The organism is Methylophilus sp., from assembly GCF_052173275.1.
Lineage (GTDB): Bacteria > Pseudomonadota > Gammaproteobacteria > Burkholderiales > Methylophilaceae > Methylophilus.
In genome coordinates this window covers 689,950-715,996 of sequence record NZ_JBQMUL010000002.1, presented here as the reverse complement: position 1 = coordinate 715,996, position 26,047 = coordinate 689,950, and the positions used below count along the sequence as shown (strand labels likewise).

26 protein-coding genes and 1 riboswitch are annotated in these 26,047 nt (G+C 52.7%); of the genes, 11 read left to right on the top strand and 15 right to left on the bottom strand.

All coding sequences use genetic code 11. From position 1 onward, the window contains the following. Positions 1 to 61 precede the first annotated feature (61 nt). Positions 62 to 361 carry a hypothetical protein gene (locus ACTS9Y_RS05010; RefSeq protein WP_442584878.1) on the top strand — a complete coding sequence of 100 codons (300 nt, stop codon included), beginning with the start codon at positions 62 to 64 and terminating at the stop codon, positions 359 to 361. A 133-nt stretch (positions 362 to 494) separates the two neighbouring features. Next, the gene (gene sbmA / locus ACTS9Y_RS05005) at positions 495 to 1,721 is read left to right on the top strand and encodes a peptide antibiotic transporter SbmA (protein ID WP_442584877.1); all 1,227 of its coding nucleotides are present in this window, start codon (positions 495 to 497) and stop codon (positions 1,719 to 1,721) included. 153 nt (positions 1,722 to 1,874) lie between these two features. Here sbmA and ACTS9Y_RS05000 read toward each other — a convergent pair whose 3' ends face one another. Continuing rightward, positions 1,875 to 4,037, bottom strand: a complete 2,163-nt coding sequence (locus ACTS9Y_RS05000; protein WP_442584876.1) for a sensor domain-containing protein — start codon at positions 4,035 to 4,037, stop codon at positions 1,875 to 1,877. After that, positions 4,037 to 6,514 carry a chemotaxis protein CheW gene (locus tag ACTS9Y_RS04995; RefSeq protein ID WP_442584875.1) on the bottom strand — a complete coding sequence of 826 codons (2,478 nt, stop codon included), beginning with the start codon at positions 6,512 to 6,514 and terminating at the stop codon, positions 4,037 to 4,039. The genes ACTS9Y_RS05000 and ACTS9Y_RS04995 overlap by 1 nt, the downstream gene beginning before the upstream one ends. 460 nt (positions 6,515 to 6,974) lie before the next feature. Between ACTS9Y_RS04995 and ACTS9Y_RS04990 the strand changes: the two genes are divergently transcribed. Next, positions 6,975 to 7,430, top strand: coding sequence for a DUF2721 domain-containing protein (locus tag ACTS9Y_RS04990; RefSeq protein WP_442584874.1), 456 nt, complete (start codon positions 6,975 to 6,977; stop codon positions 7,428 to 7,430). A 9-nt stretch (positions 7,431 to 7,439) separates the two neighbouring features. On the opposite strand, the gene ACTS9Y_RS04985 is transcribed toward ACTS9Y_RS04990, so the two are convergent. Beyond that, entirely contained in the window at positions 7,440 to 8,582 is a 1,143-nt protein-coding gene (locus ACTS9Y_RS04985; protein ID WP_442584873.1) for an HPP family protein, read from the bottom strand. 231 nt (positions 8,583 to 8,813) lie between these two features. Here ACTS9Y_RS04985 and ACTS9Y_RS04980 point away from each other — a divergent pair, with 231 nt between their 5' ends. From ACTS9Y_RS04980 to cobC, 4 genes are all read left to right on the top strand, one after another. After that, the gene (locus ACTS9Y_RS04980; RefSeq protein WP_442584872.1) at positions 8,814 to 10,274 is read left to right on the top strand and encodes a DegQ family serine endoprotease; all 1,461 of its coding nucleotides are present in this window, start codon (positions 8,814 to 8,816) and stop codon (positions 10,272 to 10,274) included. A gap of 123 nt (positions 10,275 to 10,397) precedes the next feature. Further along, the gene (gene cobT, locus ACTS9Y_RS04975) at positions 10,398 to 11,444 is read left to right on the top strand and encodes a nicotinate-nucleotide--dimethylbenzimidazole phosphoribosyltransferase (protein WP_442584871.1); all 1,047 of its coding nucleotides are present in this window, start codon (positions 10,398 to 10,400) and stop codon (positions 11,442 to 11,444) included. Positions 11,445 to 11,446: 2 nt separating this feature from the next. Continuing rightward, positions 11,447 to 12,238, top strand: coding sequence for an adenosylcobinamide-GDP ribazoletransferase (locus ACTS9Y_RS04970; protein WP_442586901.1), 792 nt, complete (start codon positions 11,447 to 11,449; stop codon positions 12,236 to 12,238). After that, the gene (gene cobC / locus ACTS9Y_RS04965) at positions 12,235 to 12,804 is read left to right on the top strand and encodes an alpha-ribazole phosphatase (RefSeq protein ID WP_442584870.1); all 570 of its coding nucleotides are present in this window, start codon (positions 12,235 to 12,237) and stop codon (positions 12,802 to 12,804) included. Before ACTS9Y_RS04970 ends, cobC begins: the two co-directional genes overlap by 4 nt. Here the strand turns inward: cobC and cobD are convergent. Continuing rightward, entirely contained in the window at positions 12,794 to 13,786 is a 993-nt protein-coding gene (gene cobD, locus ACTS9Y_RS04960; protein ID WP_442584869.1) for a threonine-phosphate decarboxylase CobD, read from the bottom strand. The genes cobC and cobD overlap by 11 nt on opposite strands. Then, positions 13,779 to 14,726: an adenosylcobinamide-phosphate synthase CbiB gene (gene cbiB, locus ACTS9Y_RS04955; protein WP_442584868.1), complete on the bottom strand. Its 948-nt coding sequence runs from the start codon at positions 14,724 to 14,726 to the stop codon at positions 13,779 to 13,781. Before cbiB ends, cobD begins: the two co-directional genes overlap by 8 nt. 2 nt (positions 14,727 to 14,728) lie before the next feature. Between cbiB and ACTS9Y_RS04950 the strand changes: the two genes are divergently transcribed. Then, complete coding sequence (locus ACTS9Y_RS04950; RefSeq protein ID WP_442586900.1) at positions 14,729 to 16,180, top strand: cobyric acid synthase; 1,452 nt, start codon at positions 14,729 to 14,731, stop codon at positions 16,178 to 16,180. Here ACTS9Y_RS04950 and ACTS9Y_RS04945 read toward each other — a convergent pair. The 9 genes from ACTS9Y_RS04945 to ACTS9Y_RS04905 form a co-directional block, all read right to left on the bottom strand. Beyond that, entirely contained in the window at positions 16,177 to 16,395 is a 219-nt protein-coding gene (locus ACTS9Y_RS04945; protein ID WP_442584867.1) for an RNA-binding S4 domain-containing protein, read from the bottom strand. The genes ACTS9Y_RS04950 and ACTS9Y_RS04945 overlap by 4 nt on opposite strands. A gap of 43 nt (positions 16,396 to 16,438) precedes the next feature. After that, positions 16,439 to 17,263: a DUF4198 domain-containing protein gene (locus ACTS9Y_RS04940; RefSeq protein ID WP_442584866.1), complete on the bottom strand. Its 825-nt coding sequence runs from the start codon at positions 17,261 to 17,263 to the stop codon at positions 16,439 to 16,441. Between the two features lie 27 nt (positions 17,264 to 17,290). Further along, positions 17,291 to 17,815 (bottom strand): bifunctional adenosylcobinamide kinase/adenosylcobinamide-phosphate guanylyltransferase, encoded by a 525-nt coding sequence (gene cobU, locus ACTS9Y_RS04935; protein WP_442584865.1) that lies wholly within the window; start codon positions 17,813 to 17,815, stop codon positions 17,291 to 17,293. Next, entirely contained in the window at positions 17,812 to 18,618 is an 807-nt protein-coding gene (locus tag ACTS9Y_RS04930; RefSeq protein WP_442584864.1) for a cobalamin-binding protein, read from the bottom strand. The genes cobU and ACTS9Y_RS04930 overlap by 4 nt, the downstream gene beginning before the upstream one ends. Beyond that, positions 18,615 to 19,289, bottom strand: a complete 675-nt coding sequence (gene bluB, locus ACTS9Y_RS04925) for a 5,6-dimethylbenzimidazole synthase (RefSeq protein WP_442584863.1) — start codon at positions 19,287 to 19,289, stop codon at positions 18,615 to 18,617. Before bluB ends, ACTS9Y_RS04930 begins: the two co-directional genes overlap by 4 nt. After that, positions 19,286 to 20,575 (bottom strand): cobyrinate a,c-diamide synthase, encoded by a 1,290-nt coding sequence (locus tag ACTS9Y_RS04920; RefSeq protein ID WP_442584862.1) that lies wholly within the window; start codon positions 20,573 to 20,575, stop codon positions 19,286 to 19,288. The genes bluB and ACTS9Y_RS04920 overlap by 4 nt, the downstream gene beginning before the upstream one ends. Then, on the bottom strand, positions 20,572 to 21,177 hold the full coding sequence (cobO, locus tag ACTS9Y_RS04915) for a cob(I)yrinic acid a,c-diamide adenosyltransferase (RefSeq protein WP_442584861.1): 606 nt from the start codon (positions 21,175 to 21,177) through the stop codon (positions 20,572 to 20,574). The genes ACTS9Y_RS04920 and cobO overlap by 4 nt, the downstream gene beginning before the upstream one ends. A gap of 28 nt (positions 21,178 to 21,205) precedes the next feature. Continuing rightward, positions 21,206 to 21,775, bottom strand: a complete 570-nt coding sequence (locus ACTS9Y_RS04910) for a hypothetical protein (RefSeq protein WP_442584860.1) — start codon at positions 21,773 to 21,775, stop codon at positions 21,206 to 21,208. 92 nt (positions 21,776 to 21,867) lie between these two features. Then, positions 21,868 to 23,757, bottom strand: a complete 1,890-nt coding sequence (locus ACTS9Y_RS04905) for a TonB-dependent receptor domain-containing protein (protein ID WP_442584859.1) — start codon at positions 23,755 to 23,757, stop codon at positions 21,868 to 21,870. A gap of 135 nt (positions 23,758 to 23,892) precedes the next feature. After that, a riboswitch (cobalamin riboswitch) is annotated at positions 23,893 to 24,104 on the bottom strand. Between the two features lie 159 nt (positions 24,105 to 24,263). Here ACTS9Y_RS04905 and ACTS9Y_RS04900 point away from each other — a divergent pair. Next, a complete protein-coding gene (locus tag ACTS9Y_RS04900) occupies positions 24,264 to 24,431 on the top strand; it encodes a hypothetical protein (protein WP_442584858.1) in 168 nt (55 codons plus the stop codon). 3 nt (positions 24,432 to 24,434) lie between these two features. Beyond that, on the top strand, positions 24,435 to 24,737 hold the full coding sequence (locus ACTS9Y_RS04895) for a cell division protein ZapA (RefSeq protein ID WP_379032706.1): 303 nt from the start codon (positions 24,435 to 24,437) through the stop codon (positions 24,735 to 24,737). Positions 24,738 to 25,045: 308 nt separating this feature from the next. Here ACTS9Y_RS04895 and ACTS9Y_RS04890 read toward each other — a convergent pair whose 3' ends face one another. After that, positions 25,046 to 25,405, bottom strand: coding sequence for a DUF2237 family protein (locus tag ACTS9Y_RS04890; RefSeq protein WP_442584857.1), 360 nt, complete (start codon positions 25,403 to 25,405; stop codon positions 25,046 to 25,048). A gap of 143 nt (positions 25,406 to 25,548) precedes the next feature. Between ACTS9Y_RS04890 and ACTS9Y_RS04885 the strand changes: the two genes are divergently transcribed. Continuing rightward, positions 25,549 to 26,013 (top strand): EVE domain-containing protein, encoded by a 465-nt coding sequence (locus ACTS9Y_RS04885; RefSeq protein ID WP_442584856.1) that lies wholly within the window; start codon positions 25,549 to 25,551, stop codon positions 26,011 to 26,013. Positions 26,014 to 26,047: the final 34 nt, after the last annotated feature.

The following is a 26,047-nucleotide window of genomic DNA, read 5'->3' as shown; positions in this document are numbered from 1 at the left end:
CTACCATTTCAAATTAAATAATCAAGTTGAGTGGTTCACGATGCACAATGCAAAATCCTATATGGTTCCGAAAATGATTTTTGCCAACGTATTGGCAGTGATTATGATGACATTCGAGCAGCATGCCCCTGCAGAGTTGCAGGAAAAACCGCAAAAGGTGGTTGATAAACAAAGCCGTCAACCCGGCCCGGTGATGCAAGTGTCTGCCAGTAAAGAAGCCAGTCAGGAACCCGTAGTTGAGCACGCTGTAGCCAAGAAACGCATGCACAACACGCAACATAAGTCGAGGACACCGCATACCCAGTTTATTCACAGCAAGTCTGCGCCTGTCGACTGCTGCTTCCGCGGTTATAAAAGCTAGTCGGTCATTAACGATACAAATTACTAGCCAAACTGAACATCATTGATCCTCCAAAGCCTCCTTGTGAGGCTTTTTTCTTGCAGGTCTTTGATGGAGGCAATACACTGGCAAAAAACATTCTAAAGAAAAATCTATGTTCAAGTCCTTTTTTCCTGACTCCCGCTGGTTCTGGCCTTCTGTCATTTTATGGTCTGTGATCAGTTGCGGTGTGTGGTTCGAGTTTTCTACAGTCATAGGCACTGCATTTGGCTTAGATATGAGTGAAAAAGAGCCCGTGATCGGGCTTGGTCACTTCGTCACTGATTCCTTCAAATTATTTTATGTGTATTACGCGCTCAGCGTCGCTATCTTCGCTGCGCTCTGGTTTACGCTGAAACCCAGCCGCTGGCAATGGTGGTCGATAGTCGGCTCGGCGTTTATCCTGTTTTCGACTTACTACTCGGTGCAGGTGTCGGTTGCAATCAATAACTGGCGACGGCCTTTCTTCGATGGCGTGCAGGCAGCGCTGTCTCCTAATTCCAAAGTGACCACGGCTGAGTTGTATACGCTCATGCTGCAGTTTGCCGAAATTGCCTTCGTCGCCATTTTTATCTATGTCATCACGCGTTTCTTTGTCAGCCATTATATTTTCCGCTGGCCTACCGCGATGAACGATTTTTACACCAGCCAATGGCCGCAAGTACGTCGCATTGAAGGTGCCTCGCAACGGGTGCAGGAAGACACCATGCGCTTTGCCACCATTATGGAAGGCCTGGGCGTGTCTATGGTGGAAGCCATCATGACGCTGGTAGCTTTCTTGCCAGTGTTGTGGAGCCTGTCTGCTTATGTCAGCGAACTGCCGGTGTTTGGCGCCGTGCCAGCACCGCTGTTTACAGCGGCCATCGCCTGGTCAGTGTTCGGCACCCTGTTGCTGGCGGCAGTGGGGATTAAATTACCGAATCTGGAATTCAGGAACCAACGCGTAGAGGCTGCTTACCGGAAGGAACTAGTCTATGGCGAGGATAATGCGGAACGGGCACAGCCAGAGACATTGAAATCGCTATTCCTGGATGTACGCAAGAATTACTTCCGCTTGTATTTCCATTATTTATATTTCAACGTGGCGCGCAGTTTATATTTGCAGGCAGATAATATTTTTGCATACCTGATTCTGGTGCCTACCATCGCGGCAGGAAAAATCACGTTCGGTATTTTGCAGCAGATCCTGACGGCGTTTTCGCAAGTCAGCAACTCGTTCCAGTACCTGGTGAATTCATGGACGACGATTGTTGAGTTGTTGTCGGTGTATAAACGCTTGACGGCGTTTGAAGCGGCTATCAAGCATGAAGCATTGCCGGAAATCGAGCATACGAGTTCGTAATGTGGCAGGGCAGCATGCTCTGAAAACCTTTCGCCGGCATAACCGATTACGGCAGAGAACATCTGCTTCGCACGTAAGCGCATCGTCATGCTGTCGCTAAGCAAGCTGTGCATACATCATGCTACAGCAGCAACCACGCAATAATGGCCAGTCTCACCTGGCCACTCTCTGCATATGATCAAACTTCGGCTGTTGCTCCCGCATAAACTCCGCCAATGCTTCTTCCGACAACGGTCGGCTGTAATAATAGCCTTGCCCGACGTCACATCCGCTATGTAGCAGGAACCGGTGCTGGTATTCCGTTTCTATGCCTTCTGCGGTCACCGATTTATGCAGGCTTTTGCCCAGGTTGATCAGTGCCAGCAAAATATTGCCATTGGTCACGCTTTGTTCCAGGTCTTGCACAAACGCTTTGTCGATTTTCAGTTCATCAATTGGGTAGTTTTTAAGGTAGGCCATATTGGAGTAGCCGATACCGAAATCATCAATGGCGATGCACACGCCCAGCCGTTTGAGCTGTTCCAGCGTGCGCGTGAACATGGCTTCGTCTTTGAATCTGGCATTCTCGGTGACTTCCAGTGTCAGCAAATGTGGTGGCACTCTTTCCTGGCGCAATACTCTTTGTACGGTTTCTACCAGGTTGCCGCGTAAAAACTGGATGGGCGATACATTGACTGCGATAGGGACGAGGTAACCCCATTCAGTCTGCATGGATTTTATTTTCTGGCAGGCGGTTTGCAGCACCCATTCGCCGATGGCAAAAATATGCCCGGTCTCTTCTGCCACCGGGATAAATTCGTCCGGCGGGATTAATCCTTTTTCCGGGTGCTGCCAGCGGATCAGCGCTTCCAGTGCGTTGATGTTGCCATGTTGCATATTGATTTGTGGCTGGTAATACAACATCAGCTCTTGCCGCTGCAAGGCATGGCCGAGGCCGTATTCGATTTCATTGCGCTCGCCCAGTTGTTGCGCCAGCGTGCCGCTAAACATTTGTACTTTGTTTTTGCCGGCATTTTTGGCGCTGTAAAGCGCCGAGTCTGCGCAACTGAGCAGGGCGTCTATCTCTATGGCATGGTCGGGGTAAATACTCACACCCACGCTACAGGTCATGTTAAAGACATAGTCGCCAATTTCTATCGGTAGGGAGATGGCTTCCATCACGCGTGCCAGTAGTGGTTCTGCGTCTTCGCCCGCGCGCAAGCCGGGGTAAAGCATGACGAATTCATCGCCGCCAAACCTTACAATCGCATCGGTAGGGCGGGTGCTCTGGATCAGGCGTTGTGCGACATTTTCCAGCATTTTGTCGCCTGCTCTATGGCCCAGCGTGTCGTTGATGAGCTTGAAATGGTCGAGGTCAATGAATGCGATCGCAATTTTGCGCTGCATTTTGTCGGCTTCGGCAATCAGGCTGGCCAGCTTGCCACTAAAGGCATGGCGGTTGAGCAAGCCGGTCAGTTTGTCGGTGACGGCCAACTGGTGGATCTGCTGCTCATGATTGCGGCGGTCAGTGATGTCTTCTACCGTGCCTTCGTAATAGAGGATATGGCCTTGCGTGTCATATACCGCATGCGCATTTTCGGATATCCAGATGGTTTTGCCATTATGTTGGTAGACCTCTGATTCAAAGTTCTGCACCCGGCCATAAGTGCTGATGGCCTGAGTGAATTCGCCGCGACGGCTTTCGGCGACATACAGCTGGGTGCTGATGTTGTTGAGGTCGCTGATGAGGTCGGCGGCAGAGGCATAACCGTATAGATCGGCCAAGGCCGGGTTGGCATTCAGGTAGGTGCCGGATTCCGTGGTCTGGAACATGCCCAGAGTGGAATTATCAAACATGGAGCGATATTTTTGCTCGGTGCTGAACAGCGCTTGTTCAATTTTTTTATGGTCGCTGACGTCCTGGATAATGCCTTCCAGCGCGACTGGTTGACCATCATCGTCGAACACGCCGCTGCCACGTTCTGCCACCCAGAAGATATCGCCATTGGCCCGCACGATGCGATATTCCAGCTGAAAGCGCTCACGCTTCTCCAGTGCTTCGGCAATGGTGGCGCGCACCCTGTCGCGGTCATCGGCGTGGGTGATGTTTTCGTAGGATATTTCTTTATTCAGCAGCAGCGCCTGCGGGGTATAGCCGGTCAGCATCTCGCAGCCTTTGCTGACATAGATCATGGTCCAGCTGTCGTCATACAGACAGCGATAGATCATGCCATCCAGGTTGTCCAGCAGGGTATCCATCAGGCGTTGCTGTTGCGCGGTGAGTAAGGAGTCCATGATGTCGTTTTGCATGATGCCGAGTATGGTTTGGCTGTTCATCAGACAAGTACCTGTTCTTCCTGCCTGAGTGTTCGCACGGTCAGTGCCTTGTTCCACATGCTTTGTGCCGTGACCAGTGTCAGCATGCTGTGCTGCGCAATGTTGGCAATGGCGATGCCTGGGTTATGGCTGACGCCTCTGAACAGGGAAGTCATCGGCTGGATCTGGCCGGGCGTCAGGTAAGGGATCTCACCCAGTGCCGAAACGAATACGCCAAATTTAAGCGAGGTGTTTTTATCCTCAATCACTATGATCTGCCGATAATCAGTGGAGTAATGCGCGTGGCCCAGCATGCGCGCCAGGTCAATGATCGGGATCACCTCATTCTGGTAGGCATGCATGCCTGCGATAAACGGCGCCGGCTCTGGCAGCGTGCGTAACTGTATTTCATCGATCGCTTCCCGCACATATTGCGTCTCTATGCCCATCCAGGTATCCGCGACGTAGAAAGTCGCGTATTCCTGGGTATCCTTGCCATATTGCAAAAACAGGTTGGGGTTGAATTTATTGTGGATGACCTGCGCCTCGGCGCGGATGCGCTGGTTGATCTCATCCACTTTGCCCAGCGGGGTAAATATCAACGCCACCACTTTATTGCGGTAGCTGTCTTGTGCGCCTTTATATTCGCGATAACCGTAAGAGGCATGCGCGCCCACGGCGTAATAGGTATTGTGGTAAACGGCGATATCAAACAGTTGCTCGCTTTCTTTCAACTTGCTGATGGCCGGGATCAGTTCAAAACTTTCACCAATGGCGATTTCCTGGTGGGTACTGGAAATCACGCTGAGCTGGTCATTCACAAACACGGTAAAGCTGCCGGCCACCGGGTCGTCATCGCCATCGCGCGGCACCACATCCTGCAACATGGCCTGAAACTGCGGCGTGCTATCAAACACAATGGCAATGCCGCCAACGATACCGGTGCTCTCCAGATTACGGATCGGTGCGGCGTAAATATAAGTGCACTGGTCGCCGTACAACGGCGTTTTTTCAAACGGCGACACCACATAATCCTGGGTCGACAGGCAACTGCGCGTGCGACCCACCCAGTCATCCTGTAACTGGGTGCCGACCAGGTGATCGTAGCGGTGGTTAGATACCGCCATCACTTCGCCCTGGCGGTCAAACACGATCAGGTTGTCATACACGGTATACAGGCCGTTGATGTAGCGTAACACTTCGCTGATCTTGCGCTTATCCTCTTTGCTCACCTGGCTTTGGCCCAGCAATTCCCTGAAACTGTGAGTAAGCGCCCACCAGCGGACGTCATTGGCACGTTCGTACAGATTGCGGTCCAGGATATCCACTGCCATTTGTGCGCAAAAACTGGAGTTTTCCAGCATCACTGATACCACGGTCTGGTAAAGCTCAGACACCATCTGCTCAATGATCTGCTGTGTTTTGTGGCCGGTATTGCTGATCTCGCACAGCAGCGTTTTGGAGAAGTTTTTTTGCTGGGTATCCACATAATTGCTTTGCCAGATATTGCCGTTCCACACCGACTGGTTCAACTTGCTCTGGATGCTGGCCGCCTGCTTGGGAATGCTCAATAGGGTATCCGAGAAGATCATCGGGCTACGCATCACTTTGCGCAGGGTCTCGCCATTAATCTGGGCCACCATGGCATGCATGGTGTGATGAAACGCGTATTGCAGCGGGATCATGGCCTGGCCCAACCAGCCCGGCCCGAGGTAGCCCTGATATCCTTCAGAATGTTTGGTCACACATAAATATTCCCGCCCGGCAAAACGGCAGATAAACCAATCCTGGTCTGGCGCGGTACACAGTCTGGCGCCCAGCGGGATCTGGTAGGCATCGCTGGAGGCGATCACATTGCGCTGTTCATCCAGCAACACGCCCACGGTCCAGTCATTTTCCGCAATCAGGTTGTGAAAGATGGTATCCAGTTCATTCACAAACTTAAAGCACAGGCACAAAACGCCTAAGGGCTTGCGGCCATCCTCGCTACGCACTTCATGCGCATAGACCAGCGATTTATAGGTGCGGCCATTGAGTTCGGTTTCATAAAACCGCTCTATATAAGGCGCTGAAGATTGCTGTGCCAGCGCCACAATAGGGTGGAAATGGTCCAGCATGGTCTGGCTGGGGTCCAGCTGATGCAGTAGCTGACCCTGGCTATCAAATAACACGATGTTCTCGTATACCGTGTATTTTTTCTGGTACTCCTCAAAACGCGCACAGAGGTCCTCGTGCTGTTCGTCCGTCATGGTGCCTTGCATATATTGCGCAAGGTAATCGCGCACATCGTCATCGGTGGCGAAAAAGCCGATATCGGCGGTGCGTTCAAACAGGTTGCGCACCAACAGGTTAATGGTTGCCAATGCCTTGGAAGATAATTGCGCCGCAGTTTTGCGCAAAGTCTCCTGCGAAAGGTGCTGTAACACATCATTGGAAATGGTATTGAACGCACCGCGCGTATGCTCCATTTCGGAACCGGTGCCCGATAGTTGGGCCATGAGCGCCAGACTATCCCAGGAATTTTGCAGTTGATAGATGCGGGAACGAAAGTCATTCACTTGTCTGAAATGATTGCTAAGTTCATCGGTAAGGGGTTGCTTGAGCATGAAACACTTTCAAAAAACATCGGATATCCAACCCTTGTACAGCAAGAACGAGTCCTGAACCCGTGCTGCAATTCGTTGATTAAAGGGTAAAAAAGGCGGTTTCCTTGTGTTTTGAGGCCTGCAAACGTGCGTTTTTCCCGCAAATCGAAGTGAGTGACGGCTGGATTGCACTCTAAATGATGATTTATCCAGCGGTGTTGCACATAGATGGGGCGATGATTCCCTGTATTGGTGCAAAAACGATTGAAGTAAAAATGAATAAATCGGGCGAGATTGAATGCTTTTACTTGGGCACAAGAACTGCTTGCAGCAGAAGTAAGCAGTCACCAATGAGAGAGGATGCAGGGTATTTATGATAGGCAGTGCATTTGAGATTCACAACGTTTCAGGCGCCATCCGCGATGCGGTTGCGCCGGTGTTTTTGCTCACCGGGATAGGTTCCATTCTCGGCGTGCTGATTGGCCGCCTGGGCCGTTCGATAGACCGGGCGCGGTTTTTGACCGATGCGCCGGACGAAAAACGGGAACGTTTTATGGATGAATTGAAGATTATTGTGCGTCGCACAAACTGGTTGCGCCGGGCCATTGGGCTGGCGACTTTTGCTGCGCTGTGTATTTGTGTCTCGATCGCCAGCATGTTTCTTTCTGTCGAAACCGGCTTGCGCTTGCCGCACCTGGTGATGATCTCTTTTATTATCTCTATGGCATCCCTGATACTGGCTTTGTTATGCTTTTTACGCGAGATCGTACTGGCCTCTCGCGAGGTGATCGTGCCTTACCAACAACTGGAAAGGCTGAATAAACACTGATGCAAAAGGTCAGCGATATAACGCGCGGATGATATCGGTCTGGGTCAGGATACCGACCAGCTTATTGTGCTGGTCCACCACAGGCACCAGTTGCAGATGATGGCTGGTCATCAGCGGGATGGTATGCATCAAATGCATATCCTGCAGGATGGTGATCACTGGTGTCGCCATGATCTGGCCTACCACTTCCGGTTTGTTACTGTGGGTGGTGGTTGACCAGCGGATCAGTTTTTTAAGCGCCGGGGCCACCTGGTTGAATTTTTCCGGTTTGGCGTGGCGCATAAAATCAGCCACGCTCAGTAAACCTATCACCAGGCTGGCTTTGTTCACCACCGGGATGGCCGGTTCCGATTGCTGCAGCAGGGTTTGCCAGGCATCTTCCAGCGTATCGCCAAATTGCAAGGTGTCAGTCACCGGCCGCATGACATGTCTGCATTCGATCTCTTCCAGTTTGCGGTGATAGGCGATCAGCTCGGTTTGTTGCAGCAACGCCTGCAAGCTGTCCGGGCTGATATCCAGCACTTCATGGAACTGGCCTAGCGCCGCCTGCAAGTCTTCCTGCCGGAAGCCGAATTGGTAATTCATGTGCTCGGGGGAGGTGGGCTTGCTGTCGATCTGCACTGCCGGGTAACGGTAACCGGTCAGGGTATGGTAGAGCCAGGCGGATAACACCAGCAACACGCTGTTTGCCAGCACCGGCCACCAGATAAATGTATAACCCAGATGGTAAATGGTTTCACCACCCAGCACTGCCGTCAGCGCCACTGCACCACTGGGCGGATGCAGGCAGCGCAAGGCGAACATCAGGGTGATGGCGGACAGCATGGCCAGGGCCGCGGCATAAGCCAGCTGGCCTGGCAGCAAGTGAGCAAAGAACACGCCACAAAGGGCTGCGACCGTGTTGCCAGCCAAAATTGCCCATGGCTGCGCCAGCGGGCTGGAAGGCAGGCAGAACAGGATGACGGCCGAAGCGCCCATGGGCGCAATGAGGAAGATTGTGCTGAGCCAGTCACCAGGGATAGCCGCATGAGCCACCAGGCCGGTAGCTAAAATGCCGAGACCAGCACCAAATGCAGCGCGGGAATGGTCACGCAGGGAGCCAGTCACCGGGCGTGGCCAGTAGGGTTTCAAAAACGCGGGAATAGCAGGCATAAGCAAATACAAACTGCGAGTGCACAATGAAAGTTCGCAGTGTATCACGCACGCAGCCTTAGCCGCGAGGCAGCGCTTGCGCGCGCCATTGTTTATATTGCGTTGATACATCAAGATACAAACTCAGGGAAACTTCGCAGCGACTTTTTTGCTCATAAGGCCAGAAGTGTTTTTTATGGGTTCCCATACAAGCACTCACTAAGCACTAAATACCTTAGAAAGGAAGAAGTTATGCAGGCATTCATGCAATCGAAACTTGCCCACTGGGTTAGTGTGCCGCTGGCGGTAGCCGCCTTGTTTGGCGCTGGCTACTGGGTAAAAGGCAACACCTTGGTCAATGACGCACAGGCGACCACGCCGGTAGCTGCGCAAACCATCGCAGGCCCCAGTGCCTATATCACCCTGCCTAATTTTGCCAGTATTGCTGCCAGCCAGGGTGCGGCAGTGGTCAATATCAGTGTCACTGGCACCGTAAAAACCAGCGGTATCCCGGGCATGGACCCGAATGACCCCATGTATGAGTTTTTCCGCCGTTTCCAGCCTAACCAGCCACAGACTGAAACCCCGATGAGCGGCATGGGTTCAGGCTTTATTGTGAAGCCGGATGGCGTGATCCTGACCAATGCGCATGTGGTCGACAAGGCCGATGAAGTGATCGTCCGGCTGACAGATAAGCGTGAGTTCAAAGCCAAGGTGATCGGTGTCGATAAACTGACCGACGTCGCCGTGCTTAAGATTGATGGCAAAGACTTGCCGACTGTGAAAATCGGCAGCACTAAAAACAGCAATGTCGGTGACTGGGTCGTGGCTATCGGCTCTCCGTTCGGCTTTGATAACACAGTGACGGCTGGCATTATCTCGGCCAAATCCCGCGCCTTGCCGGATGAAGGCTATGTGCCGTTCTTGCAGACCGATGTTGCGATCAATCCAGGCAACTCCGGCGGCCCGTTGTTTAATTTGAATGGTGAGGTGGTCGGTATCAACTCACAGATTTATAGCCGCAGTGGTGGCTATCAGGGCTTGTCATTTGCGATCCCTATTGATGTCGCCATGGGCATAGAGCAACAGTTATTGGATAAAGGCAAAGTCAGCCGTGGTCGCCTGGGCGTTGGCGTGCAATCCATTAACCAGGATCTGGCGAGCTCCTTTGGCCTCAAAACCAATAGCGGTGCGCTGGTCAGCAATGTCGAGAAAAATGGCCCGGCCGATAAAGCCGGCCTGGAGCCAGGGGACGTGATCCTGAAATTCAACAACCAGGTCATAGATCGCTCCAGTGACTTGCCGCCCATGGTTGCCAATCTGGCGCCAGGCAGCAGCGTCAAGATGGAAGTATGGCGTAAAAAGTCATTGAAGACCCTGAGTGTGCGTGTCGATGAGATGCAAAGCGCGAAGATCGCACCCGTGATCGCGCCTGACAACAAGCAGGCCAAGCTGGGTGTGAGTGTGCGCCCGCTCACCTCACGTGAACTGGCACAGACCCAGATCAAACAGGGCCTGCTGGTGGAAGAGGTCGGCAAGGGCCCGGCTGCGAATGCCGGTATCCAGCCCGGGGATGTGATTCTGGCGGTGAACGGTGACCAGGTCACCAGCGTCACGCAGTTGCATGACAAGTTATCTCCCAACACCAAAAACGTGGCGCTGCTGGTGATGCGCGGTGACAACAAGATTTATGTGCCGGTTAAAATCAGCTGATTGAATAAGCTTTAAATCCCCCTCCCTTGGCCCCGCGAATGCGGGGCTTTTTTACAGCGTTTTTACACGGTTTACCAGTTTGCCTTTCTGACACGCTGATATTTACTCGGGTAGAATACCGCTATGCAAACATTCCAGATCGAATCCACTAAAAACGACGCCTTGCAAAGTGCGCTTATGCAGCGCATCAACCAGAAAACCAAACCGCTGGGCGCTTTGGGCAGGCTGGAAGCACTGGCGTTGCAACTGGGCCTGATCCAGAACACCGAGCAGCCAGCCCTGCAGCAGCAGACCATGCTGGTATTTGCCGGTGACCATGGCATCGTTGCTGAAGGCGTCAGCCCTTATCCGCAGGCGGTCACGGCGCAAATGGTGCTGAATTTTCTGAATGGCGGCGCGGCGATTAATGTGTTTGCGCGGCAGCATGGTTTCCACCTGCATGTCGTTGATAGTGGCGTCAATGCCATCTTCGAACCGCACCCTATGCTGATGGATGCCAAACTGGGTATGGGTACGCTGAGTTTCCTGCACCAGCCGGCGATGACGGCCGAAAAGTGTACACAAGCTATCGCGCGCGGCGCCGAAATTGCACGCGATGCGATCGCACAGGGCTGTAATGTGCTGGCACTGGGTGAGATGGGCATAGGCAATACCTCAAGCGCCAGTTGCCTGATGAGCGTGTTATGTGGCTTGCCTTTGCATCAATGTGTAGGCCGTGGCACAGGGCTCAGCGATAAAGGGCTGGACCATAAATTAGCCGTGCTCACCACCGCCCTGCAAACGCATCATGTCGATCGCAAAAATCCGCTGCAAGTACTGGCCGTATTTGGCGGATTCGAAGTTGCCATGATGGTGGGCGCCTTGCTGGCAGGCGCTGAATCAAGAGCGACTTTACTGATCGATGGCTTTATTGCTACCTCGGCACTATTGGTTGCGGCAAAGTTATATCCACAAGTGCTGGATTATTGCGTGTTCGCACATTGCTCCGATGAAAACGGGCACAGCAAGATGCTGGAGCATTTAAAAGTGCAGCCACTGCTGCATTTGTCATTGCGCCTGGGCGAAGGCACAGGTGCGGTGCTGGCATATCCATTGCTGCAATCGGCGGTGGCTTTCCTCAACGAAATGGCTAGCTTTGAAAGTGCTGGCGTCAGCGAGAAAAGCCAGTGAGCCTGAATCAGCAATGGCGCTATTTCCTGCTTGCAGTGGGCTTTTTTACCCGCCTGCCGGTGCCTACGCTGCCAGATTTCCAGGAATCTGAACTCAATCATGCTGCGCGCTATTTCCCGCTGGTAGGCTTGTTGATCGGGCTGATTGCGGCCGTGGTGTGGTGGCTGGCGTCATTGCTGTTTCCGCCTGCCATCTCGGTGTTATTTAGCATGTTGGCCACCATATACCTGACCGGCGCTTTCCACGAAGACGGCCTGGCTGACAGCGCCGATGGGCTGGGTGGCGGGTTAAATAAAGCACGCAAACTGGAGATCATGCAGGATTCTCGCCTGGGCAGTTATGGTGCTATCGCGCTGATCGGTATCTTGCTATTCAAGTTCCAGACACTGACGGCATTACCGGCGGCAGTGTTGCCATTTGGCCTGATCGCCGCGCATGCCCTGAGCCGCCTAGCGGCGGTATACATCATGGCAACCATGCCCTATGTCAGGTCTGCCGGTAAATCCAAACCACTCGCCACCACGCTGACGCGTAACGACCTCTGGTGCGCCAGTGCCTTTGGTTTATGGAGCTGGATAGGTTTTGCCGGATTATTGTGGCTGAATCATTCCGGCTTTGCTGCCTTACAGTTTTTACTGATCACTGAATTGCCTGTGCTACTAGTCTGGTGGTGGTGGCGCAACTTGCTGTTACGCAATCTGCAAGGCTATACCGGCGACACGCTGGGCGCCATGCAACAGTTCACAGAACTGGCTTTTTACCTGGGCTTGCTGGCGTGGAGCCGGATTGTATGAAACTCACATTGATCCGCCATACCAGCCTGCAAGTGGCTGAAGGCGTGTGTTACGGGCAAACCGATATTGACGTGGCAGCCAGTTTCCATCATGAACTGGCTGGATTACAGGCCAAAATAGCCGGCGAACAGTTTGACGCGCTATATGCCAGCCCGCTGCAACGTTGTAGCAAGCTGGCGCACGCACTCGGCCTTGATCACCAGGTCGCACATGACGAGCGTTTGAAAGAGCTGCATTTTGGCGACTGGGAAATGCAGGCCTGGAATGATATTCCACGTGAACTATTTGATGTCTGGGCGCAAAATTATGCCGATCTGGCGCCGCCAAATGGCGAAACATTCGCTGCCTTGCAACAACGCGGCATCGCATTTATCGATGAGTGTTTAGCGCACCACGCTAACCAGCACGTGTTGGTGGTGACCCACGGCGGCATGATACGGGCGATGATCGCGCATGTGCTCAATATGCAACTGAAAGGCCTGTTCCGCTTTCATGTGGATTATGCCAGCCTGACCCGCCTGGATTTTTCAGGTGTGGTACCCAGGATTGAATTTGTTAACCGTTAAGGTCGGCGGTTGCTTTAATCAGCGCCTGTTCCAGGCGCGCCCATTCCGTGAGTGGCGGCAAGCCAAAGCGCAAAGCCAGAGGTGATTCAAAATAACGTGTCCACACGCCTTGTTTGGCCAGGGCATTCTGTAGCTGACGACTGGCCGGATGTTCCACATATTGAAATAAATCAGTGCCGCCAGTGGGGTTTAATCCGTATCGACTAAGCAACTGCAACAACTGCCTGGATTGCGCGGATAAGTGTTCACGCATCGGTTGTTGCCAACCTGTATCTTCCAGCGCCAGTTGGGCGATATGGCGGCTGGGCCCGGTGATTGTCCATGGCCCCAGTAATGATTCTACAGCTGCCAGGGCTGTTTGCTCGCCCAGCAAAAAGCCTACCCTGAGCCCGGCCAACCCGAAAAACTTACCCAGCGACCGCAGCACCCACAATCCTGGCTGCCCGGTATGGCTGGCAAGGCTGCGCTGTGGCGTCGTATCCATAAAGGCTTCATCCACCACCAGCCAGCCTCCGCGCGCCGCGAGTTGTGCATGCCAGCTTAACAAGGTCGCCACTGGATATAACTGCCCGGTCGGGTTGTTAGGGTTACATAGCAGCAGGACGTCTGTGTTGTGCAGGGTGTCCGCATCGGGCTGCTGATCAAAAAAATGCATTGTATGGCCGGCGCGTTGCCAGGCATGGGCGTGTTCCTGATACATGGTGCGCGGCATGGCTACCCGGCAAGCTTTACGCAAAGCCGGCAGCACTTGCAAAGCCGCTTGCGAGCCGGCACATGCCAGAAGATGTGGCGCGCCGTAATAGTTTTGCGCAGCTGCATGCAAACCATCATTGATAGTCGGCAAGCGTTGGAACAGCGCAGGCGGCAATGGCGGAATCGGGTAGTTTTGAGGATTAATACCGGTCGATAAGTCCAGCCAGTCTGCCAGCGGGATACCGTATTGCGTCGCTGCCTGTTGCAGGTTGCCGCCGTGCTCAAGCATAGAGGTAGACCCCAATCACCACTGCGATCGCCAGCCAGGCGTACAACCCGATGCTGACCAATCGCAATGCACGCGGGATATCTTGCATGGTTGGCGTTATATTTGTGCCCAGCGGCGGGCGCTCATGCCAGATAGCATGATAACGCGCGCGTCCGCCCAGGGCGACATCCAGAGCGCCTGCGCCTGCCGACATCACTGGCCCGGCATTCGGGCTATCCCAGTGTTTCGCTTGTGTGCGCCAGGCATGCAATGCTTTTTTTGTACTGCCCAGCAGTGCATAGGTCAATGCAGTTAAACGCGCAGGCATGTAGTTCAACAGATCATCCAGCCGCGCGGCGGCCCAGCCAAAATAATAATACTGACTGGTTTTATAGCCCCACATGGCGTCCAGCGTATTTGCCAGGCGGTATAACAGTGCGCCGGGCCCGCCTGCAATCAAAAACCAGAACAATGCTGCAAATACGCCATCGTTGCCGTTTTCAAGTACCGATTCCAGCGTGGCAGGCACGGGATCTATCGCTTCCTTGTCACGGCTGACCATGTAGGAAGCGGCGAGTTGTGCCTGCGGAACATCGTTATTTTTCAGAGCTGCGTACACAGCCAGCGCGTGTTGTCGCAAACTTTTGTGGCCCAGAGCAAAATACAGAAGATAGCCGTGAACCAGCCAGCCAGTCTGTATTTGCGATAGCATCCATGCAAGATAGGACAGTGGCAATACAGCCAGGGTCCACGCCAACAGACCAGTCAGGCGTTGTGAAGGTTTGGGTTGGGAGGTTGCGGGATTTAACTGCTGGTTGAGAAAGTTGGCGATACCCCCGAATCCCACCAGCGGGTGCCAACGCCTGGGTTCGCCCAGCCAGCGATCAAGCGCAACCGCGCCGCAGGCAACCAGGGCGAGTATGAGATAATCGGCAGATGGATAAACAGGCAGTAAAAACATTAATGGTTCAGGGCACCACATCGGATGCCGGTAAAAGTACGCTGGTGGCCGGATTGTGCCGTGTATTGTACCGCAGCGGGGTCGCTGTCGTCCCTTTCAAGCCGCAAAACATGGCACTGAATGCCGCCGTCACGGCCGATGGCGGCGAGATCGGCCGTGCACAGGCAGTGCAGGCCATGGCGTGTGGTTTGCAGCCGCATACCGATATGAACCCGGTGCTGTTAAAACCTAATTCTGATACGGGTTGCCAGGTGATTATCCACGGCCAGGTGCAGGGTAATCAGGAAGCGAGCACTTACCACGAGTATAAAAAAATCGCCATGCAAGCGGTGCTGCAATCCTACCAGCGCTTGCAGCAGCAATATGATTGCGTGGTGGTCGAAGGTGCTGGCAGCCCGGCTGAAATCAACCTGCGTGCCAACGATATCGCCAATATGGGTTTTGCCGAAGCGGTCGATTGCCCGGTCATCCTGGTGGCCGATATCGATAAAGGCGGCGTGTTTGCGCACCTGGTGGGCACCCTGGCATTGCTTTCCGAGAGCGAGCAGGCGAGGGTGGTTGGCTTCGTGATCAACAAGTTTCGCGGGGATATCGCCTTGCTACAGCCGGGACTGGATTGGCTGGAGCAACGCACCGGTAAGCCAGTAGTCGGCGTATTGCCCTATATGCATGATCTGCATCTCGAAGCCGAAGATGCCGTTGCCAAAACCAGTGTGAAAAAAGCCGGGGCACAGCTGACCGTTGTAGTGCCCGTGTTACCGCATATCGCCAACCATACCGACTTCGATGCGCTGCGCTTGCACCCGCAGGTAGAGGTGAAATTCGTGCGCCTGAATGAACCGGTGCCAGCTGCCGATTTAATTATTCTTCCAGGCAGCAAAAATGTACGCGACGATCTGGCGGCTTTGCGGGCCAACGGCTGGGAGCCTGAAATTGCGCGGCATTTACGGTATGGCGGCAAGTTGCTGGGTATTTGCGGTGGCTTCCAGATGTTGGGCCAGCAACTGCATGATCCGCTGGCGATTGAAGGTGAAGCAGGCAGTAGTGCAGGCCTGGGCTGGCTGGCGATGGAAACCACGCTGGAACCGCACAAGCAGCTGAAACAGGTATCTGGCAGGCTGGCGTTTGCTGATTCCGAGTTACAAGGCTATGAGATCCATATGGGGGTGAGCGCCGGACCTGCATTGGAAACCCCGGCGCACCTGATTAACGATCTACCAGAAGGCGCATTGTCCGCCGATGGTCAGGTTGCTGGCAGCTATATTCATGGCCTGTTTGATCATCCGCAAGCCTGTGCTGCCTGGTTGCAATGGGCAGGGTTGTCGGATCAGGTCGCGTATGACTATACGCAACTGCGTGAACAAAGCCTGGAGCAATTAGCGGATAGTTTGCGCAAGCACCTCAACTGGTCCGCGCTTAAACCTTATTTGCCTGCAGGCTTTACATCCGGTTAACCGGCGACGACATTAATGGTCTGTTCAAACGCCTGTACCACTTGTCCGGCACGGATCTTGGCGGTTTTCCTGCGTTCGATCTGACCATCTACCGAGATCAGCCCTTCAGCCACCATAGACTTTCCCTGGCCGCCGCTATCGGCCACGCCTTCCAGTTTTAGCAGGTCACAAAGTGCGATGAATTCACCTTTGAGTTGAAATGTCGTTGTCGGCATGATGTTGTGTTTTCCTGTGAAATGAGAGTAAAAATCGCGAAAATCAGGGTTTTTTCTGAATCTCTGCTGGCAGATTCACTTCGAGTGTCAGTGACGCGTTCTGACTTTCCCACAGGTTTTCATTCAGCTGGTGATGCACAGTTACAAACAAAAAATTCAGCCCGGCTTTTTTCGGGTTAAAAGTAAACTCACCTTGCTGGTTGGCATGAATATTAGACTCTCTCACATTGTCGAGATCGTAAAGGTCTTCCACCCGGTGCTTGATAAAATGCTCGTTATCGGTGACGACGATGATGCGCGCATTCGGCACCGGCTTGCCATTCTCCAGCACGCGGAATGCACCCTCACCACCCAGTACCAGGTCATTTGGTGAAGTCACCGGAACGATTTCCAGGCCTTTGTTAAATGGCTTGGCCACATATTTTTGCTGGCCTTTGAAAATATAAGTATCAGCATAGCTGTAGTAGTTCATGGTGGTCGGCTTGCCGGTCACGCGCTTCATATCGGCTGCGAAATAGAGTTTTTTATCAGCCGTTTCAACTGCTTTATAGATAGGCCCCACGCGTTGGCCGGTGCTGATACGGTAAGTGCCTTCTTCAGTGAGCGTAGGCTCCAGGTATACCGCAGCCTTGGTCTTTGCGATGGGTTTGATCGCAGTCGTGACCCCATTAGGCGTCGTGATGGTGAAGTTGGGCGAATCCATGGCAAAGTCTGCCTGGAAGGGGAACTCGGTAAACGCAGATTCAATGGTCAGGCGGTGATGCGTGACATTGAACTGGTTAGGTTTTAAAAAGGGCACGTGCGCCTGCGCAGTCAACGAGGCTGCGAGTGTGACCAGCACGCTGGCGATGAGTGGAAACTGCTTCATTGTGAGTCCTAAGATTGAATGAAAGATTTATTTAAGGGTTAATGGCAGGCCAGCAGCAATAAAGCTGACTTTGTCGGCAACCGCTGCCACGTGCTGATTCAAGCGGCCTTGTTCATCCTGAAACTGGCGGTTGATCTCGCCTAGCGGCACGATGCCCATGCCGACTTCATTGCTGACTAAAAATACGTGTGCCTGTAACTTGGGCAAAGCGGCCAGCAAAGCCAGTTTTTCCGCCTGCCAGTCCAGCCGTTCCGGTTTGTCGCAATCGGGGCAAATGCATTGTGCCAGCCATAAGGTCAGACAATCTACAATCAGGCAGGTGTCAGACGCATCGTTGTCCAGCAACGTCTGGCCGAGGTTAAAAGGCGCTTCAACCAATTGCCAGTAGGGCGGGCGGCGCGATTTGTGCTGCGCCACACGGTTGGCAAATTCGTCGTCATACACTTGCGCGGTGGCAATATAAGTCACGGGTAGCTCGAGTGACGAGGCCAGTCGTTCTGCAAAGGCACTTTTGCCGCTACGTGCACCACCCAAAATCAAATGTGTCGTCATAAAGCACTCCCGGTTTGCTGTTGCCAGTGTTGGATAATGGTTTGCAATTGCGGTAATCCCTCAGTAAACAGGGCCGGCCCCGGCTGCAAAATATCCACGGATTTAATTTCATACAGATGGCCGTGCTGAACGGCTGGCATCGCTTGCCAGCCTGGCCTAGCCTTCACTTTTTCCGGCTGGAATTTCTTGCCACACCAGGAGCCGATCACAATATCAGGTTGTGCTGCCAGCACTTGCGCAGCTGTCACTTGCCGGTCTTTGGCACTTTGAAACTGGCTCAATTCCGGAAAGCAATCCTGCCCGCCAGCCGCTGCGATCAGCTCCGCTGCCCAGCGTATGCTGCACAGCATGGGTTCATCCCATTCTTCGAAATAGACCACGGGTTTGCGCGGCCAGGCAGAAGCTTGCTGTCGCGCAGCCTCCAGCCGTGCCTGATACTGCGTGACCAGGGTTTGTGCTTTATCGCTGGCACCGACCAGGTCGCCCACGGTCAGTATCATTTGCAAAGTGTCGTCCAGGCTGCGCTGGTTAAATACATGTACCTGGCAACCGGCCTTGATCAACGCCGCGGCAATATCTGCCTGCAAGTTGGAAAAACACAACACCAGGTCTGGCTGTAATGCCAGTATCTTCTCTATATTGGCGCTGGTAAAGCCACTGATCTTGGGCTTTTCTTTCCTGGCAACGGCCGGGCGCGTGGTAAAGCCGGAGATGCCGACGATGCGGTCCTGTTCGCCTAGCAGATACAGCACTTCTACCGTTTCTGTGGTCAGGCAGACGATACGTTGCGGCCAATGTTTCATGGCCTCGTTTCCACGTTAGCTTGCCAGCTATTTTCCATCAGCATGTCGGATAGCGGTTTTTCTGTCGCCCAGCCTTCTTCCACCAGCATGGGTGATTTATAAAAGGTATTCACATAACCCAGGCATAAAATAGCCACTGGTTTGGCGTCCCCTGGCATACCCAGCAAGCTAGCCAGCGCTTGCGGATCAAACAGGCTGACCCAGCCCAGGCCTATGCCTTCGGCTCGTGCGGCCAGCCACAGGTTCTGGATGGCACAGCTGACCGAAGCCAGGTCCATTTCCGGCAGCGTGCGACGGCCAAAAATATATTTCTCTCGCTGGTCGCACAAAGTCGCTACCAGTAATTCGCCACAATCCAGTATGCCTTCTACTTTCAGGCGCATGAATTCGGCCATGCGCGCGGTATTTTCAAATTCACCAATCGCTTGCGCGGTCTTTTTACGCTCTTCATCGACCAGCGCATGTATGCGTTTACGCACATCGGCATCGGAGATGCGGATAAAGCGCCACGGCTGCATCAGGCCCACACTGGGCGCATGGTGCGCGGCCTGCAAGAGCTTTTGTAATAACTCGGGTGCGATAGGCGCAGGCAAAAAATGCCGCATATCGCGCCGTTCGGCAATGACTTTATAAATCGCCGCTTTATCGGTGTCAGAATAAGCAAAACTCATGGCAAAAAGAACTGCGCAGCCAGTGCCGGGTTGGAGGGGAAATAAAAATGCAGGAAGCTGGCAGTGATGTTCTGCTGGCGATAGACCGCTTCACCAGCGCCATATCTGCCTTTGCTGTGCGCGATCACAGGCAGGCTGGTTTCAAAGCGGCCATAGTGAAAGGTATGCGCGCCTATGGTGGCTGCGGCCTCGCCTGAGGTGGAAGGGAAGGTGGCGTGTTGTGTGCCCAGACCCTGTCGTTTAGCTTCTATCGTGCCATGGCCAGCCAATAAGCCGAATACGGCTTTCTCGTTCAGGCTTGCGCCCGCTGCCAGCATGCCACCACATTCGGCCAGGATAGGCATGCCGGAATCTGCGGCTGTCTGCAAACTTTCACGCATGCTGGTATTGTGTGTCAGTGTTTCTAAATGCAGTTCAGGGTAACCGCCCGGCAGCCAGCAAGCGTCTGCTTGGGGTAATTGCACATCGTGTAAAGGCGAAAAAAAAGTAATGTTTGCGCCCAGTGATCGCAACAGATCCAGATTGGCCTGATAGATAAAACAGAAAGCGGCATCTTTGGCGACGGCGATGGTTTTACCTTGCAATAATGGCGCACAAGCATGCTTTTCTGGGGCATCAAATTGCACTGCTGGCGGTAAGGGGATTTCTTCTCCCAGTAACTGGGCCGCTGCTTCAATGCGCTGGTCTATATCGGTGATTTCCTGTGCCAAGTGCAAGCCCAGGTGACGCTCCGGCAAGCTCAGTTGTGTATCGAATTTCATCGCGCCTAGCCAGGGGATATCCGCAGGCAAGGCCTCTTTGATCATATTGGCGTGGCCTTCGCTGCCAACCTGGTTGGCTATCACGCCTGCGCGCAGCAAGGTCGGGCGGTAGGCATATAAACCATACGCGATTGCCGCGCAGGTTTGTGCCATGGCTTTGGCATTAAGTACCAGCGCTACCGGGATACCAAAACGCTCGGCGATATCCGCGCAGGAAGGCTTGCCATCATAAAGCCCCATCACGCCTTCCAGCAGGGTCACATCATTTTCCTGCGCTGCCTGATAGAGCAAACGGCGAGCATCGGCTTCGCCACACATGCCCAGGTCCAGGTTGTATACCGGCTTGCCGGTGGCGACCTCGAGGATCATGCCATCGATAAAATCCGGCCCGCATTTGAAAGCCTGCACGCGCAAGCCGCGCTTGCGGTAAGCGCGTGCCAGTGCCGCTGTGGTCATGGTTTTACCCTGGCCGGAAGCAGGCGCTGCTAGCAGTATCGCATGGCAGGTTGCCGTCTGTTGGGTCACAGATCTATTCCAGCCTGGGCTTTGATGCCTGCGCGCCAGGCATGTTTGACATCCATCAGTTCAGACACCGTATCGGCTGCATTGCGTAATGCTTCAGAAGCGCCGCGGCCGGTGATGACCACGTGCTGCATGGGCGGGCGCCTGGCAATGGCATCCAGCACCATTTGCTCATCCAGAAAGCCATATTTGAAGGTGTAGGTGAGTTCATCCAGCACGACCAGATGAATGGCGGGGTCTTGCAACATGCCGGCGACAATCTGCCAGCCGCGCATGGCGGTTTCAGTATCGCGCTGGCGATCCTGGGTGTTCCAGGTAAAGCCTTCGCCGAGGACATGCCAGCTGACGGCGGGATGCTGGCGAAAAAAGGCTTCTTCGCCGGTATCGGACCTGCCTTTGATAAACTGGGCAACGCCAACGCGCATGCCGTGGCCGAGTGAGCGGGCTACCATGCCAAAAGCAGAAGAGCTTTTGCCTTTGCCATTGCCGGTGAGTATGAGTAACAGGCCTTTTTCCTGCTTGGCCTGTTCGATTTTTTCATCAATGACCGCTTTCTTTCTTATCATGCGCGCCTTGTGGCGGCTGTCGCGGTCATTGGTTTCCATATTGATGCCTAAGAATTAAGCTTTAGAATTAAGCTTTTTCGTGAACCGAGCGCTTGGCCAGGCCAAATGCCACATGTGCGATCAGCGCCACCACTACCCAGAACGCAATCGCTTCCAGCTGTTTTGGATAGTATTTCACCACGCGCGCACCGAACTCGATCAGGGTCGGATTTTCGTAACGGCCACCAAAGAAATAAAAGCCGCCGCTGGAGAATAATTCGGCGATTGCTGAAGCGACCACCACTACACCAGTCAGTTTAAACAGGCTGCTGAATTCCCAATTGGTATTGCTGGCAGTCCATTTGCCAGCCAGCCACATGGTGCCGTATGCGGGTAATAAAAAGCCATAAGCCGGTGTGACGCAGAAATTGCTCACGCCGCCCCAGGTCACTGCTGCTAGATCCAGCCCTGCACACAAAGCCAGCAAGGCAACGAACATGATGGTGGAGCGCAGGTAGTAGCCCGCGATAAAGAAAGCCGCGTATGAAGCGCTAGGCAGGAAATCGATTGAAGCGAAATGATGGCCGCGCGTGATGATGACCATCAGTGCAATGGCCAACGCGATTGCCAGAGATTGAGTTGAAATTTTACGTGGCATGCCAGCGACTCCCAAGATTTATTAAATTAGCCAGGGGTGAATTTTAGCCCAATTCCATTAGGCTTGGTCAAAATCCACCGGTTATTCAGTGCCTAATGCATGTCATAGTTAAGACTGAAAAACACATTCGCCCCCATCGTGTTGTAATCGACGGTAGAGCTCACTTTAGCCAGTACATAATCCTTATCCAGGATATTGTTTGCACGTGCCTGCAGTTTCCAGTCTCGACTCAACTTGTAACCTAAAGTTGAGTTAAGTAATGCATAGCCTGAAAGGGTAGTCGTGTTGGCTGCATTGTCGTAGCGCGGCGAGAAAGCAGAGACTTCTGTGCTCCAGTCCCAGTCGCCCGATTTATATTGCAGGACGAGATTGCCATAACGTTGGCTTCGTCTGGCTAATAAATTATTCGTCTCATCCACTCGTGGAGATTGGATGGTCGCGTTGCCAGACAGTTGCCAGTCTGCATTCAGCGCATACAGCGCTTCAGCCGTTATGCCCTGGATTTCTACTTTGCCTGCATTAATTGGACAGAATCCGGCAAACGTAGCGCCACAAGTGGCTGTGACCGGACCTGCATTCTGGATGAGGTTGCGGATATGGTTGTCAAACAAGGTGAGTTTGGCCTGCATGCGATTTCCTTGATAGCGAAGGCTTGCTTCCAGGTTGTCTGACTTTTCCGGGCTGAGCATGGGGTCGCCAAAATTGGGGAAATACAGCTGATTGAAGGTTGGTGCCTTAAATGCTGAGCCATATTGTGTCGTCACTTGCCATTGCGGTGATAGCGTGTAGCCGTAGCCGATGCCACCAGTCACAAAGCTGCCATACTGAGTATTGTGATCCTCTCGCAAAGACAGCTGAGTACTGTGCGCTTCATACTGGCCGACATACCCTAGGGTAAAGCTGTCGTTATTTCTGCTTTTGTCGATATTACGGATACTATTCGTAGAGGTCAGAACGTCCTGCTCAAGCCTGTCATAAGCAAATGTGAGTACACCAATGGGTAACGTGAAGTCGTGTTGCCAGGTGATCTGTGTTTGATCCGTTTGAAATCTGGTCTGGCGGGTTGGTCTTTCAAAGTTAAAAGAGCGGTCCTGCCCAATGCCGTATTTAAATGTGCTTTTCCAGAAATCGGTGATTTGATCTTTTAACGTGGCGCTGTAGGCCTGCTGATGCATGGTTGAATAGTTGTTAAAGCCATTGTTGTTGTCATAATGGTTTTGGCCATCGGATCCGAAGAAATTCAGATTCAAGCTATGCCCCTCAGCGAGATTGAGAGTGGCGAATGCAGAGCCGCCCAGATTACGATAGCCATCACGATCTCTGTCACGTGCCAAGGGCGGGTTTTTTCTGGCAGAAATGCCGCGCGTGTCATAGCTGCTCACTTGAGCACCAAACTGCAACGCTTTGTATTGACTGCTGAGTCCAACATTTCCTGTATAGGTATCATAGCTGCCAGCGCCGACACTGCCGTAAAAGCTTGTTTTGTCGGTTAGTCCGCGACGTGTAAAAATTTGGATCACGCCACCAATAGCGTCCGAACCATATAAGCTAGAAGCGGGCCCTCTTAAAATCTCGATACGATCGATAGTGGATAGCGGTAAATTTTCAAAGGCAGTCGTACCCGTCGTGGCTGAGTTGATTCTTATGCCGTCAACCAGGACAACCAGTTGATCAGCATTGGTGCCACGCATGTAGACGCTGCTAGTATTACCCATGCCACCATTGGTGAGAATCTGTATTCCCGGTTGCAACTTGAGCAGATCGACCAGTCCGCTACCGGAAAGACGCTCGATTTCATCGCGCTCAATGATGGTGATGTCGCCGGTAGCTGTTTTTGTCGATATAGGCGTTCTGGCTGCAGTTACGGTGACTTCATCCAGAGAAAGGGATGCTTGGTGTGTAGCGCTATCGCGAAAGATATCTTCTGAGAATGCTAAAGCCGGATAAATGGCAATAAGTGTTTTTAGGATGCTTTTATACATGATGTTCCTGTAGGCATGCGACCCCGCATGCGGTAATGATCACGTTGAGTCACTACGGGAAAGGAACGTAATAAAGCTGGAAATATCAATAAGACTATTTCCTGACTTAAACGCCGTCACCCCGCGGTGTTTCAACACTATTTGAGTTGTGAGGCCGGTCTCCGGGCTTGCAAGTTTTGATCTATCGCCTTCCCGAGTGTGTACTCAGTGGCATATGGATAGACCCGCACTTGCTTACCGTTGCGGGGGCAGCACAGGCATTGCGAATGTGGATTCACGCACCTGTTTCCCAGTTTCACTCCGTCTGCATGAACACAGCGCGAAGCACCTGACAACTGGCGCTCATTTTAGTTGAAAGCGCCTGCTTTTGCGAGTAAACATTCATCGAGTGGGCAAGATGAAATTGTTAATTTACTTTGAAAAACTGCGCTTAGCTATTGACCACAATCATTTTTTTCATTGATAATGGCTCGATGGATGCTGATCTGAAAAGTTTGGAAGAGCGTGTGGCGAAGTTAATTGCGCTGTGTCATCACTTGCGTGAAGACAATGGCCAGTTGCGTCAGGAGGTGACGAAACTGCATCAGGAGTCGCAATCGCTCAAGCTGAATATGACGCAAGCCAGCGTGCAGTTGGAAAAATTATTGTCTGCGCTGCCGCAGGAAGGCCAATAAACAATGGCTAAACAACCAATCGATATTGAGATCATGGGTCGCGCGTTCAGCGTGACGTGTACCGACGAAGAGCGCGATGTGATTGTGCAGGCGGTCGGCTACCTTGATGGTAAAATGCGTGAAATCCGCGATGCGGGCAAGATGGTCAGTGTAGAACGCATTGCCATTATGGCAGCACTGAATATCACGCATGAATTATTGAATACCCGCAGTGATGGCGTGGATGTGGGCGATGTGAAAAAACGCATCACGACCATGCAACAGCAAATGGATGAAGTATTATCCAGTCAACATAAATTGTTGTAATCCGCTTAACTTCATAAAATATTCACCGTCAATATAAGTAATTGGCGTATCATTTTTTATACGGTGTGCTTTCAAGAAGGTGTATTAAGGCGTTGCCTGAGTCTAAATTCCTTGAACTAGTCTTTGTTATAGGTTTCGGCTCATCAGGTGCTGTGCGATCGCACTAAGTTGGGATGTCTTTTAAGGCACCCTTGGCGTGTGAACCTAATGTACCTTAGGCTGTTACCACCTGAACTTTTTGGTTCAGGATTATGGCTCAGGTAACCCCTTAATACACCTTCTCAAAAGCACATTTTCTCTCTGCCAGGCTATCTCAAGGCGTGGTACATCAAGTCAGCCAGGCTGACGACTTCCAGACAACTTTCATCGCAAGATTCCAGCACCACTGGCGGCGCATAGCCCGCTTCACTGGCTTCCAGCCAGCGCCGTGCACACACGCACCAGCGGTCGCCGGCATGCAGGCCGGGGAAACCATAGTCCGGCATAGGCGTGGACAAGTCATTGCCCTGCGCGGTGGAAAACGCCAGAAACTCATCGGTCATTTCTGCACAAATCGTATGCCTGCCGCTATCCTCCGGGTGAAATCCGCAACAGCCATCGCGCATAAAGCCGGTGACAGGGTGTGTGCTACAAGGGATAAGCAGGGTGCCGAGGACGTTTTTAGCCATGATGTAATGTGGTGTGACTTTAGTTTATGATACTGGGGTTTATGATACTGGATTTACTGTATTTGGGTTTTAACATGTCAGGAAGCGATGACACTGGCATTGATGATACTGGACATTTGCATGAGGGAAGAAGGTTTTAATACATGGCACGTTATTGGCTGATGAAGTCCGAACCATCGGATGTTTCGATTGATGATCTGGCTGGCCTGCCTAATCAAAGTATAGACTGGTATGGCGTGCGCAATTACCAGGCGCGCAATTTTATGCGCGACCAAATGAAAGTGGGCGATGGCGTGCTGTTTTACCATTCCAACTGTGAGGTGCCGGGCATTGTAGGGCTGTGTGAAGTGAGTACGCTGGCTTATCCGGATAAGTTCCAGTTTGTGCCTGGTCACAAGTATTTTGATCCTAAATCGACCTCGGAAAACCCACGCTGGGTCAATGTGGATGTCAAGCTGGTGCGTAAAACACGCGTGCTTAGCCTGAAAGAGTTACGCGAGATCCCCGAGCTTGCCAATATGCGCACCTTGCAAAAAGGGAACCGATTATCGATCACGCCAGTCGATCCCAAAGAGTGGGCATTTATCACGAAGTTGCTAGATGCATAAGCCTTGCCAGGAGACATGCCACATGTTGCTAGGG